The sequence below is a fragment of the Methylococcus sp. EFPC2 genome (assembly GCF_016925495.1).
In the GTDB taxonomy this organism is placed as follows: Bacteria; Pseudomonadota; Gammaproteobacteria; order Methylococcales; family Methylococcaceae; genus EFPC2.
The window spans coordinates 2,651,997-2,665,471 of record NZ_CP070491.1 but is presented as its reverse complement, the minus strand read 5'-3'; the positions used below and the strand labels follow the sequence as shown (position 1 = coordinate 2,665,471).

The 13,475-nt window shown below is 64.0% G+C and carries 8 protein-coding genes; 6 read left to right on the top strand and 2 right to left on the bottom strand.

The genetic code is table 11. From position 1 onward, the window contains the following. Positions 1-4: 4 nt before the first annotated feature. A complete protein-coding gene (locus JWZ97_RS11315) occupies positions 5-1,921 on the bottom strand; it encodes an LTA synthase family protein (RefSeq protein ID WP_205429068.1) in 1,917 nt (638 codons plus the stop codon). A 397-nt stretch (positions 1,922-2,318) separates the two neighbouring features. Then, entirely contained in the window at positions 2,319-3,989 is a 1,671-nt protein-coding gene (locus JWZ97_RS11310) for a SulP family inorganic anion transporter (protein WP_205429066.1), read from the bottom strand. 212 nt (positions 3,990-4,201) lie between these two features. Between JWZ97_RS11310 and JWZ97_RS11305 the strand changes: the two genes are divergently transcribed. From JWZ97_RS11305 to JWZ97_RS11280, 6 genes are all read left to right on the top strand, one after another. Further along, complete coding sequence (locus tag JWZ97_RS11305) at positions 4,202-5,449, top strand: TIGR03790 family protein (protein ID WP_205429064.1); 1,248 nt, start codon at positions 4,202-4,204, stop codon at positions 5,447-5,449. A gap of 32 nt (positions 5,450-5,481) precedes the next feature. Further along, positions 5,482-6,483: a glycosyltransferase family 4 protein gene (locus JWZ97_RS11300; protein ID WP_205429062.1), complete on the top strand. Its 1,002-nt coding sequence runs from the start codon at positions 5,482-5,484 to the stop codon at positions 6,481-6,483. Between the two features lie 17 nt (positions 6,484-6,500). Next, positions 6,501-8,390, top strand: a complete 1,890-nt coding sequence (locus JWZ97_RS11295; RefSeq protein WP_205429061.1) for a nucleoside-diphosphate sugar epimerase/dehydratase — start codon at positions 6,501-6,503, stop codon at positions 8,388-8,390. 77 nt (positions 8,391-8,467) lie between these two features. Beyond that, a complete protein-coding gene (locus JWZ97_RS11290; RefSeq protein ID WP_205429059.1) occupies positions 8,468-9,148 on the top strand; it encodes a CerR family C-terminal domain-containing protein in 681 nt (226 codons plus the stop codon). Positions 9,149-9,184: 36 nt separating this feature from the next. Then, positions 9,185-10,297 (top strand): efflux RND transporter periplasmic adaptor subunit, encoded by a 1,113-nt coding sequence (locus JWZ97_RS11285; RefSeq protein WP_205429057.1) that lies wholly within the window; start codon positions 9,185-9,187, stop codon positions 10,295-10,297. Further along, positions 10,294-13,386 carry an efflux RND transporter permease subunit gene (locus JWZ97_RS11280; protein ID WP_205429055.1) on the top strand — a complete coding sequence of 1,031 codons (3,093 nt, stop codon included), beginning with the start codon at positions 10,294-10,296 and terminating at the stop codon, positions 13,384-13,386. Before JWZ97_RS11285 ends, JWZ97_RS11280 begins: the two co-directional genes overlap by 4 nt. Positions 13,387-13,475: the final 89 nt, after the last annotated feature.

Genomic DNA, 13,475 nt, shown 5'->3' with positions numbered 1-13,475 from the left:
CGGGTCAGTTCAGCCGGCCATAGTGATGATGGTTATACAAGTCGCTGGCGGTCTGGTAGTAAGTGATCGCTTCTTGTAGCAGACCGGGATCGGGCGTGGTAAGGGTGCTTTCCCGGGAGCCGGCGTCGACAGCCAAGGTTTCGCTATTCTCCTTGGGGCTCAGGACCGTCAGCTTGCCGTTTTTCAGCAGGCCCAGTTCCTGGTAGTTGCTGATGAAGGCCCGCGCCTGGCTGTCGTCGGATTGCAGGATGTCGTGGCCGTAAAACTTGGTCTGATAGCTGAAGTTCAGCAGGCCCAGCAGGGTGGGTGGGACATCGATCTGGCTGGCCAGCTGAGTCACCCGGCCCGGTTGAATATGCTTGGGGCTGTAGACGATCAGAGGAATTTGGTATTTGTCCACCGGCAGCTTGGTCTTGCCCGCGCTGCTGGCGCAGTGGTCGGCGACGATCACGAAGACGGTGTCGTCGAACCAGGGTTTGCTGCGCGCCTGTTCGATGAATTGGCCGATGGCGTAGTCCGTGTATTTCACCCCGCCGAATTTGCCGGTATGCGAGGGGATGTCGATGCGCCCTTCCGGATAGGTGTACGGCCGGTGGTTGGAGGTGGTCATCAACATGTTGAAGGACGGTTTGCCGCGGGCGTAGGAGGCGTCCATTTCCTTGAGGGTTTTCGCGAAGAGGTCTTCGTCGGCGATGCCCCAGACGTTGGCGAAATGGATTTCGTCCTTGTCCATGCTGGCGCGGTCGACGATGTCGAAGCCGTTGCCGGCGAAGAATTCGTTCATGTTGTCGAAATAGCCGAATCCGCCGTAGATGAAGCGGGTGTCGTAGCCCTTTTCGCGGAAGATGAAGCCGGTGGAAAACAGGTTGCCGTTGTTCGGGCGCTTGACGATGGACTGACCGGGGGTCGGCGGCAAGGACAGGGTCAACGCCTCCAGTCCGCGCACCGTGCGGGTGCCGGTGGCGTAGAGGTTGGTGAACAGCAGGCTTTCCTGCGCCAGCTTGTCCAGGTTGGGGGTCAGATTGCCCGGGTTGCCGAAGCTGCCCAGATAGGACGCGCTGAGGCTCTCCACGGTGATCAACACCACGTTCAAGCGTTTTTCCGGACCTTGAGCGACGATATCCCGGCGTATGTCCTCGTTTTCCTGGCCGACGAAACGGGCGTGTTTTTCCGCCAGCAGGCCTTTCAGTCGGTCCAGCGCTTCCGTCGAGTCGACGGTGCGGTAGAAACTCGGGTAATCGAGCTGATTGTTGCGGAAGGCGGCGAAGAAATCGTAGATGCCGTTGCCCGCTAACTCGTTGGCGTAGCGGTTGTCGCCGATCTGGGCTCCCGAGCCGTCGACCGCGACGATCCCGACGGCCGGGATCAGCAGGAAGATGGCGGCGGCCGGTGCCCGACGCCCCAGCGTGCTGGTGTTCCTCAGGCTCCGGTCTATGGGGCCCTTGAGCGCGAAAAACACCAGCAGGGTGAGGGCGAACAGGGCGGCGAATATCGCCGGCAAGGGATAGGATTCCTGGATATTGCCGATGACTTCGTGGGTATAAACGAGGTAGTCGACCGCGATGAAGTTGAAGCGCGTGCCGAACTCGTCCCAGAAGACCCATTCCGCCGCCGCGGTGAACAGCAGGATGAACAATGCCGCGATATGACCGGCATAGATTACGGGTTTATGCCAGCGATGCAGGTAGATGCGGTCAGGGACGACGAGCCAATACAGGGTAAAGGGCAGGGCGAAATAACACGCGGTGAGGGTGTCGTAAAGCAGTCCGATGAAGAACGCCTTGGGCAGCAAGGCCGGCTCGAGGCCGCTTTCGAAAACCGCGCGGGCTGACAATGCCAGTCGGGTGAGCGCGGCAATCGCGAGAAAGGTCAGCAGGAATAATACGCCTCCGTAGGCGCGGCGTTGCAGGATCAAAGACATAAGGCTGGCAGCTTTAAGGTTAAGTCGCGCTCGAAGGCGAACGAGGAAGATTCGGTGTGTTTGCGCCCGTGTCGTCCGTGCGGGCCGGTCAGATCGCGCAGCCGTTGCGCTCATTCCCCTGGCCGCGCCGCATTCCCGGTACGTCGATCGGGGTGGGTAGCCGCCCCGCAGGCGCTTCATCAGGCGGGGACATCCCGGTCTAGGGGCTGCTATACGAGGAGCAAATATCGAGCCTACGTCCTGTGCCCCAGACGGCTCAGGGGGCTAAGAGGACACGCCTGCTCCGGCGAACGCACGCGGGTGAACGTCATGTCCGGCGGGACCTGGGACAGCGTAGCCGGCCGCCCGTGCGGCCGGCTGACGGAGGCTCTGTCCGGTTGCGAACAGTCCGGCAACATCACTGTGCCGACGAGGCCAGTCGGCCGTGCACACGCCGCCGGGCGGCCAACGGGTGGTCCGAGGTAGCCGTATGCCTGTGCAGGCCCTGGATCCGGCAGCTACCCCCTCGCCGTTCGTAATCTTCGCAGTAATGGTGGATGAACTCCATCACCGTGTGATCTATGGTTTCCGCCTCGGACAGGTCGAATACCAGTTTCTTGCGCTCGGGCAGGGCGGCGAGTTCGCTTTTCAGCGACAGGAAGTTGGCGAAGAAAGCGGCGCCGTCCACGCGGATGTGGAACTCGCCGGGCTCGATTTCCTCCACCTTGAAATAAAGCCTGAGCACCTGTTTCCAGTCGACGCTGCGCAGCAGATGGACCAGAAACTCGGTCGCCATGCCGATCGCGACGCCGACCAGCAGGTCGGTGGCGATCACACCGATGATGGTGATGACGAACACGATTAATTGTTCGTAGCCGATCGCCAGGGTCTTCATGAATTCCTTGGGAGACGCCAGCCGGAAACCGGTGTAGACCAGCAGGGCGGCTAGCGAAGCCAGCGGAATTTCGTGGATCAGGTGCGGGAACAGCGCGACGAAGATCAGCAGGAACGCGCCGTGGAAGAAATTGGACCAGCCGGTCTTGGCGCCGTTGTTGATGTTGGCCGAGGAGCGCACGATTTCCGCGATCATGGGCAGGCCGCCGACCAGGCCGGCCAGGGTGTTGCCCAGGCCGACGGCGGTCAGGTCGCGATTCAAATCGGAATAGCGCTTGTGCGGATCGAGCTTGTCCACCGCCGCGGCGCTGATCAGGCTTTCCAGGCTGCCGACCAGGCAGATGGCGACGACCTGCTGCCAAAAAGCGAAGGTGCCGATCAGGTCGAAATCGGGAAATGCGAAGCCCGACAGGAAATGCTCCGGGATGGCCACCAGAAACCGGGGCCCTATCGTGAATTCGTGGTGCGGCAGAACCGGGTCGTTGGGTAGGAACAGGTAGACATGCTCGTGTTCCAGGTCGAAATATTGACCCAGCGCGAGCCCGGTCAGCACCACCAGCAGCGGCGCCGGTATCATCCTGAGGTAGCCGTTTTTCAGGAATCCCCAGCCTACCATCAACGCCAGACTGATGAAGCCGATGATCGCCACTTCCGGGTTCAGATCCACGAAGCTGCGGGGAATCGCGCCTATGGTCTGGAACAAGGTCTCCGCGTCCGGTTTCACCCCCAGCAGGGTGTGGATCTGCTTGGACATGATGATGATGCCGATCGCGGCCAGCATGCCGTGGACCACGGACGAGGGGAAAAAGGCGCTCAGCTTGCCCGCTTTCAAAAAGCCCATCAGGGTTTGTAGCAGGCTGGCGACAACGATGGCGGCCAGGGTGTAGCGGTAGCCGGCCATGGAATTGCCTTGCCCCAGTTCCTGAACGGAATCGAGGATGACCACGATCAAGCCGGCGGCCGGGCCATTGATGGTGACGAAGGAGCCGTTGAAGCGCGAGACGAGCAGGCCGCCGATGATGGCCGAGATGATGCCCGCCATCGGCGGAAAGCCGGAGGCCATCGCGATGCCGAGACACAAGGGCAATGCGATCAGGAATACGAGGAAGCCCGACATGACGTCGCTGCGCCAGTTTTCGCGTAAGCCGGCCAGGCCGGTGCGGGGGACTGGAGTGCCGAGGGTGGAATTGCTCATGGTTTTACGCCGCGGTGAGTGATACCTGGGTAGTCGAGACACATATCGTGCCATGTATTAAATCGCGCGCAGTTTGTTGATATTGAAGATTTTTTTAGTGAGGCTGAAGCCTGCTGAGGGCCGTTGGGTCGGCGTGGCGGTTGTTTTGAACCAAGCGTCTGGGCAAAAACACCACGTCCCGGCTTGGCCTATTATGTGCTGGGAATTTCGAAATGACGGTGATGCGAGTGATGATGACGAGGTATGGGGCGATAGCGGTCGGCCTGCTGTGGCTGATCGGAAGTGAGGTGCGGGCTCAGGCCGGCGAGGGTTTGCCCGAACTGCCCAAGGCCGGGCTGGAGGCGAGCGAATTGGCGGTGGTGGTCAACCTCGACGATCCGCTCAGCGTGCGCGTCGGCGATTATTACCGGGCACGGCGCGGCATACCCGAGGAAAACCTGATCCGCGTCCATCTGCCGCCCAATCAGTCGGTGCTGGCGCGCGAGCGCTTCGCCGAATTCAAGGCGGAACTCGACCGCCTTACCCCCGCCCGCGTGCAGGCTTACGCCCTCGCGTGGACGCGGCCCTACCGGGTCGACTGCATGTCCGTCACCTCGGCGGTTGCATTGGGCTTCGATCCGGCCTATTGCTCGAAACAATGCGGCGCCACCAAACCTTCGGGCTACTTCAACTCGGCCAGTCATGCGCCCTGGACCGATCTCAAGATACGCCCCGCCATGCTCCTGGCCGGCCAGACTTTCCAGGACGTCAAGCAACTCATCGAACGCGGCGTGGCGTCCGACTACAGCTATCCGGCAGGCGTGGGGTATTTGCTGAACACCTCGGACAAGCACCGTAGCGTACGCAGCATTTTCTTTCCGGAGACCGTCAAGGCATTGGGGGACGCTTTTCATCTGGAACGGCTGGACGCCGATTCCATCAAGGGCAAGAAAGACGTGCTTTTTTATTTCACCGGGCTGGCCAAGGTGCCCGATTTGCCCAGTCTGCGCTTTTTGCCGGGGGCCGTGGCCGATCATTTGACTTCAGTGGGCGGGGCACTCACCGACACCAAGCAGATGAGCAGCCTGCGCTGGCTGGAGGCCGGCGCGACCGGCAGTTATGGCGCGGTGGTCGAACCCTGCAACCACGTGACCAAATTTCCACATCCCGGGGTGCTGATGTGGCGTTATGCCGAAGGCGAGCCCTTGATCGAAGCGTATTGGAAAAGCGTGGCCTGGCCGGGCGAAGGCGTGTTCATCGGCGAGCCCCTGGCCCGCCCCTTCGCGCCCCGCTGGAAGCCGGCTGCCAACCAGGAACCTTCGCTGCAGTTGTTTTCACCGGAATGGAAGACCCTGCGTCTGGAAACGGCGACTTCGGCGGTCGGGCCTTATCGTACGGCCGAGGTGTCGCCGGTGAAGCCGGGATACAACGACGTGAAAATACACTTGTCCGCTACGGGTTTTTACCGCATCGCGTTCTGAAGGGATAATACCCGGCTTTTTGAGGGAAGAGCATGGCTTATCTGTCTGCCGGTGCCTTGCTGGCCGCGTCCGCCGGCCTGGCCTGGTTCGTCACCAGTCGGGTGCGGCGCTACGCCCTGGCTCACCTGCTGGACACGCCCAATGGTCGAAGCTCCCACGCCGTACCCACACCACGCGGCGGCGGGGTGGGTTTCGTCCTGGCTTTCGCCGCCGCCCTGCTGGGCTTGTGGACATCCGGCAAGCTGGTCGGCGACGAGTTGGTGGCCTTGCTGGGCGGAGGGCTGCTGGTGGCCGGAGTCGGTTTCTGGGACGATCACGGCCATGTCGCGGCCCGCTGGCGCCTGTTGGCGCACGGGCTGGCCGCCGTTTGGGCGCTCTCCTGGCTCGGCGGCACGGAGTCCTTGTCACAGGTGTTCGCCCCGCTGCCTGGCTGGATCGGTGTGGTTTTGGCGACGCTTGGGGTGGTCTGGATGATCAATCTGTTCAATTTCATGGATGGCATCGACGGCCTCGCCGGGGCCGAGGCGATCGTCATCGCCGCCGCCGCCGCGCTGCTGGCTCCGGTCGGCGGGCAAGCACCGATTTATGCCGTTTTCGCCGCCTCCACCGCCGGTTTTCTGATCTGGAACTGGCCGCCGGCGAAAATCTTCATGGGCGATGTGGGCAGCGGTTTTCTCGGTTACGCGCTGGGCGTATTCGCGCTGATGTCGGCGGTGTCCGGCGCGACCGGATTTCTTCCGTGGCTGATACTGGGGGGCGTGTTTCTGATCGACGCCAGTTTGACGCTCTTCCGCCGCGTGCTGGCTCGCGAGCGCTGGTGGGAGGCTCATCGCAGCCATGCCTACCAGCATGCCGCCGCGCGCTGGGGCCACCGGCGGGTCACCCTCGCTGTGACGGGCCTCAACCTGATCTGGCTGGCACCTCTGGCCTGGGGGGGTGCGCGCTGGCCGCTCGCGGCACCGATCTGCCTGCTTGCAGCCTGGCTGCCCCTGCTCGTTCTCGCCTGGCGCTTGAAGGCCGGGCGGGCTATCTAATCCGGATTCGAGTTTTTATGGAACGATTCCCACGGCTGCGATCACGCACCGTCATCTTCACGCACGATTTGATCATGGTTGCCCTGGCCTGGATCGGGGCCTACTGGCTGCGCTTCAACCTGAGCGTAATACCGGCCTCCTACCTCCGTTCCGCCTTGTCCTGGTTGCCCGTGGTCTTGGTTCTGCAGGGCGGATTGTTCCGTTTGTTCGGCCTTTACCGGGGCGTTTGGCGCTTCGCCTCGCTGCCCGACCTGGTGCTCATCGGCAAGTCGGTGTCCTTGGGCGCCCTGGCCGCGGGCGTGACGGCATTTCTCTACAACCGCCTGGAAGGCGTGCCGCGCTCGGTATTACCGCTCTATGCCGTCTTGCTGTTGATGTTGTTGTGCGGTCCGCGCATCGCTTATCGCATGTACAAGGACCGCGGCCGATTGTCCGGGAGCGGCAAGCGGGCCCTGGTCGTAGGCGCCGGCTGTGCCGGCGAGATGCTGGTGCGCGACCTGCGGCGGGAGCGCAACGCCGAGTTTCTGCCGGTGGCCTTCGTCGACGACGATGCGCGCAAGAAAGGACGCGAGATACACGGCCTGCGCGTGCGCGGCGGCTGCGAGCGCATCCCCCAGCTCGTCCGCAGCCTGGAGATAGAAACCGTCTTGATCGCCACCCCGTCGGCGGACGAGAAGCACATGCGCCGCATCGTGGAAATCTGCGAAACCGCCGAAGCTCCTTTCCTGACCTTGCCTTCCGTGCACGAACTGCTCGCCGGCGGGCTGCCCCACAGCCTGCGCGACGTCTCCATCGAAGACCTGCTGGGCCGGGCGCCGGTCAGCCTGGACCACCGGGCCGTCGCGGATCGTCTGCGCGGCAGGCGGGTGCTGGTCACCGGTGGCGGCGGCTCGATAGGCTCGCAGCTTTGTCGCGAGATCGCCCGTTTCCCGGTGTCGGAGCTGATAGTTTTCGAGCGCTGCGAATTCAACCTCTATCAGATCGAAGGCGACCTGCGTAGGTTGAATCCGGACCTCGCTTTCGTCCCCTTGCTGGGCGACGTGACGGACCGGGCGGTGGTGGAACACACGCTCGCGCAATACCGGCCGGATGTCATCTTCCATGCCGCCGCCTACAAACACGTGCCCTTGCTCCAACAGCAGGCGCGGGCCGCCGTGCTCAACAACGTGGCGGGCACGCGTACCGTCGCCGAGGCCGCGGTGGCCGTCGGCGTCGGAAGCTTCGTGCTGATTTCCACCGACAAGGCGGTCAATCCGACCAATGTCATGGGCGCGACCAAGCGGGCCGCCGAAATGGTGGTGCAGAGCCTGGTCGGAGCCGGCGCCACGCGCTTCGTCACCGTGCGCTTCGGCAACGTGCTGGACTCCGCCGGCAGCGTGGTGCCTTTGTTCCGCGCCCAGATCCGGGCGGGCGGACCCTTGACCGTCACGCACCCGGACATCACCCGCTATTTCATGACCATACCCGAAGCCTGCCAGCTCATCCTGCAGGCCGGCGCTGTGGGGCGGGGAGGGGAGGTTTTCGTGCTGGACATGGGGGAGCCGGTCAAGGTGAGCTATCTCGCCGAGCAAATGATACGGCTCAGCGGCAAGCGGCCGGGCGTGGACATCCGGATCGAATACATCGGTTTGCGTCCCGGCGAGAAGCTGTACGAGGAGTTGTTCCATGACGAGGAGCCGCTGACGCCGACCGGGATCGCCAAGTTGCTGCTCGCGCAGGCGCGTCCGCTGAAGCCGTGGGAGTTCCGCCCGGTGCTGGAACAACTCGAATCCGGCTGCGCGACGTTCGACGAGGCGCTGATCGAATCGCGGCTGCGCGCATTGGTGCCCGAGTTTCGGCCGTCGGATGATGTCGCGGAAGCCGGCGAGGGCGGCGCGCTCGCGCCCGTTTTGATCGCTCGCGCTTGACACTCAAACGTTTGATTAACATCATTCCAGTCAATCGTTTGATTCAATGCGTCCGGAGATCGGTTTCATGAGGCGGCATGGCCAGGGCTGAGGAGGGCGTGGTGGAAAACGGCGACGCGCGCAGCCGGCTGGTGCTCGCGGCCTTGCGGCTGTTCGCCGAGAAGGGTTACGAAGGGGCGACCACGCGGGAGATCTGTGAGCGGGCGGGAGCCAACGTGTCCGCCATACGCTACTACTTCGGTGACAAGGCCGGTCTCTATCGCGCGGCATTCACCGAGCCCATGGGAGACAAGCCCTGCCACGTCAGCATCGATGCCTACGACGGACTGCCCCTGCCGGCCGCCTTGAACCGCATGTTTCGCGATTTCCTGGAACCCTTGAAAAGGGGCGAAGAGTTGCGCTGGGTCATGAAGCTGCACTTCCGGGAAATGGCCGAGCCGACCGGAGTGTGGCGCGAGGAAATCGACACCGGAATCAAGCCCCAGCACGATGCCCTGGTCTCCGCACTGAAAAGGCATTTGGAGCTGTCGCGCGTCGACGCGGACATTCACAGGCTGGCCTTCGCCATCATCGGTATGGCGGTGCATTTCTATGTGGGCCAGGAAGTCGTCTCCGCCATCGCGCCCCAACTGCTGGCGACCCCCAAGGCCGTCGACGCGCTGGCCGACCGCCTGGCGGCTTACGCCGTTTCCATGATCGAAGGCGAAGCCGAGCATAGGCGGCTGAGCGCCCAGCAGTCCCCGTTGCCGGGCTCTTGAGCCCCATCGTTGATACGAACTTCCAGGAGGAAGCCGGTGATTAAAGGAAAATTGGGCGCCGCAATCGCGGCGGTCGTCCTGCTCGTGGGCCTCGGCATAGTGCTGGCTCCCGGCGGCCGCTCGTCCGCGACGGTCTCCGCCCCGCAAACCCGACCGGCCTTGAGTGTGACGCTCACCCGGCCCGAGCGACAGGAAATTCCCATCGCCTTGTCGGCCAACGGCTCGATCGCCGCCTGGCAGGAGGCCGTGATGGGCGCCGAGGTCAGCGGCTTGCGCCTGGCGGATATCCGTGCCCAGGTGGGCGATGTGGTGAAGAAGGGGCAGGTCTTGGCGCTCCTCGACGATTCCCGCGTGGCCGCCGACGTTGCGCAGGCCCGCGCCATCCTGGCCGAGGCGGACGCCAATTTGGCGGAAGCCCGCGCCAATGCCGAACGCGCCCGCCGGGTGATCAAGTCCGGCGCCATGAGCGCGCAGCAGGTGGGTCAGTACCTGACCGGCGAGAAAACCGCCGAGGCGAGGGTGCAGTCGGCCCAGGCCCAGCTCGACATTCAATTGCTGAGGCTGCGGCATACCAAGGTCGTGGCCGGCGACGATGGCGTGATTTCCGCCCGCAACGCCACCCTGGGTGCGGTCCCCTCGGAAGGCCAGGAGCTGTTCCGCCTGATCCGCCAGAACCGCCTCGAATGGCGGGCCGAGGTGACCGCCGACGAATTGCTCAAGATCAAGCCCGGTCTCGATGTCACCGTCGCGGTGGCCGGTGCCTCCACGGTGTCCGGCACGGTGCGTGCGGTGGGGCCGGTCCTGGACGCGCAGAACCGCAACGCGCTGGTTTACGTCGACCTCCCGCAAGCCGGGCAGGCCGGCCTGCGGCCGGGGATGTTCGCCCGCGGCGAGTTTCAACTCGGTAGCAGCCCGGCCCTCACGGTGCCGCAGGAGGCTTTGAGTCTGCGCGAAGGCTTCAGCTATGTGTTCCGCGTGGGGGAGGCCAGCGGCGATGTGGCCAAGGTCGCCTTGGTCAAGGTGCAACTGGGCCGCCGAGCCGGCGATCGGGTGGAAATAGTTTCCGGGCTCGATCCGCAGGATCGCCTGGTGGCCAGCGGGGCTTCCTTCCTGGGCGACGGCGATAGCGTTCAGGTGGTCGCGAAATGAACGTTTCGGCCTGGTGCATCCGCAATCCCGTCCCGGCCGTGATGCTGTTCGTGGCCCTGACCCTGGGAGGACTGATGAGTTTCAAGTCCATGCTGATCCAGAACTTCCCCGATCTGGATCTCCCCACCGTCACGGTCACTTGCAGCCTGCCGGGCGCCTCGCCGCCCCAGTTGGAAACGGATGTGGCGCGCAAGATCGAAAATGCCATCGCCACGCTGCAGGGACTCAAGCATGTCGGCACCAAGATACAGGACGGCAGCGTCACCCTGACGGTGGAGTTCCGTCTGGAAAAACCGGTGCAGGAAGCAGTGGACGACGTGCGCTCGGCCGTCTCCAGGGTACGCGCCGATCTGCCGGCGGAGTTGCGCGATCCCATCGTCACCAAGCTGGATCTGGCCCGCTCGCCCGTGCTGGCCTATACGGTCAGCTCCGCTCAGCGCGACGATGAGGCCCTGTCCTGGCTGGTGGACGACACCGTGACCCGGCGGATGCTCGCCGTGAAGGGCGTCGGCGCGGTGAACCGGGTGGGCGGGGTCAGCCGGGAAATCACCATCGCCCTGGATCCCGTCAAGCTGCAGGCCCTCGGAGCGACGGCCGCCGACATTTCACGCCAGTTGCGGCAGGTGCAAAGGGAAAGCGCCGGAGGTCGCACCGATCTGGGCAGCGGCGAGCAGCCGGTGCGCACGCTGGCCAACGCGTCCTCGGTGGAGGAATTGAGGCCCTTGGAGCTGTCCCTTTCCGACGGGCGGCATATCCGCCTGGAGCAAGTGGCCACGGTCAGCGACACGGTCGCCGAACCGCGTTCTTTGGCTCTGCTCGACGGCAAACCGGTGGTGGGCTTCGAAATCACCCGCAGCCGCGGCGCGGGGGAAGTGGAGGTCGGTGCCGGAGTGCAGAAAGCGCTCGCCGACTTGCGCGCCGCCCATCCGGACCTGACGTTCACCGAGGCCTTCAATTTCGTGACGCCCGTGGAAGAGGAGTTCCAGGGGTCCATGAGCCTGCTGTACGAAGGCGCCTTGCTGGCCGTGCTGGTCGTCTGGCTGTTCCTGAAGGATGTTAGAGCCACCTTCATATCGGCCGTGGCCCTGCCTCTGTCCGCCATCCCGGCGTTTTTGGGCATGCATTATTTCGGATTCAGTCTCAATGTGGTGAGTTTGCTCGCCTTGTCCCTGGTGGTCGGCATCCTGGTGGACGACGCCATCGTGGAGGTGGAAAACATCATGCGCCACCTGCACATGGGCAAGACGCCCTACCAGGCGGCGATGGAGGCGGCCGACGAAATCGGCCTGGCGGTGATCGCAACGACTTTCGCGCTGGTCGCGGTATTTCTGCCCACGGCTTTCATGAGCGGCGTAGCCGGACGTTTTTTCATCCAGTTCGGCTGGACCGCCGCCCTGGCCGTACTCGCTTCGCTGGTGGTCGCTCGCATGCTCACGCCCATGATGGCGGCCTATATGCTGAAAAATACCGGGCGCTCCGAAGCGCGCGAAGGTTGGGGCATGCGCGCCTACATGCGGCTGGCGGCCTGGTGCCTGAGGCACCGGCTGATCACGGTCGCCGGCGCGACGGGGTTTTTCGTCGGCTCGCTGTTCTTGATACCGCTGCTGCCCACCGGTTTCGTCCCGCCGGACGACAATCCGCAGACCCAGGTCTTCGTCGAATTGCCGCCGGGCGCGACCCTGGCCCAAACGCGGGCGGCGGCGGAGGCCGCCCGCGCACGGGTGGCCGGAGTGTCCTACGTCAAGAGCGTCTACACAACGATAGGTGGCGGCAGCGCCGGCAGCGACCCCATGGCTCCGCAATCCGGCGGCGAGGTGCGCAAGGCCACGCTGACGATAGTGCTCGCCAACCGCCAGGATCGGCCGGTGCGTAAGCAGGTTATCGAGCAGGACATCCGCCGGGCTCTGCAATCTCTGCCGGGTGTGCGGACCAAGGTCGGATTGGGCGGTTCGGGCGAAAAATACATCCTGGTGCTGAGCGGCGAAGATCCCAAGTCCCTCGCGACGGCCGCCCGCGCGGTGGAAAAGGACTTGAGGACCATACCCGGTTTGGGCAGCATTGCTTCCAGCGCCGCCCTGGTCCGCCCCGAGATCGCCGTGCGGCCCGATTTCGCCCGCGCCGCCGATCTGGGCGTGACCACCGCCGCCATCGGAGAAACGCTACGCATCGCGACGGTGGGGGATTACGACATCTCCCTGCCCAAGCTCAACCTGGCCCAGCGCCAAGTGCCCGTGGTGGTCCGCCTGGCCTCGGACGGACGGCGCGACCTGTCGGTGCTGGAGCGTCTGGCCGTGCCCTCGGGCAAGGGAGGCGCGGTGATGGTGGGGCAGGTCGCGCGGCTGGAGCTTTCCAGCGGACCGGCCGTCATCGACCGCTACGATCGGTCGCGCAACATCAATTTCGAAATCGAGCTCTCCGACTTGCCACTGGGCGACGTGGCGCGCGCGGTGCAAAATCTGTCCAGCATCCGAAACCTGCCGGCGGGTGTTAAGCAGATCAACATCGGCGACGCCGAGATGATGGGCGAGTTGTTCGCCAACTTCGGCCTCGCCATGCTGACCGGTGCGCTGTGCATCTTCATCGTGCTGGTGCTGCTGTTCAAGGACTTCATCCAGCCCGTCACCATCCTGGTTGCCTTGCCCCTGTCGTTCGGCGGCGGCTTCGTGGCGTTGCTGTTGACCGGCAAGGCGTTTTCCATGCCCTCCCTCATCGGGCTAGTCATGCTCATGGGTATCGCCACCAAGAATTCCATCCTGCTGGTCGAATACGCCATCGTGGCGCGGCGCGACCATGGCATGAGCCGCACCGAGGCGCTGCTCGATGCCTGTCGCAAGCGCGCCCGGCCCATCGTCATGACCACGATCGCCATGGGCGCCGGCATGCTGCCGATCGCCGTGGGGACCGGCACGGCCGACCTGTCCTTCCGCAGCCCCATGGCCATCGCCGTCATCGGCGGCCTGGTAACTTCCACGGTGTTGAGTTTGCTGGTCATACCGGTCGCTTACACCTACCTGGACGACCTGAAAGGCTTTTCCCGAGGACTATGGCAGCGCTACGCCACGTTCCGCGCGGCCAAGGTTGCAGGATGAGGATGCGCACTCGTGATATCATGGGCCTCGCATTCGACATCGCCGCTGGGCTTAGTCGGAAGGTCATGTTCGGGCTTGTCTTGAGCGAT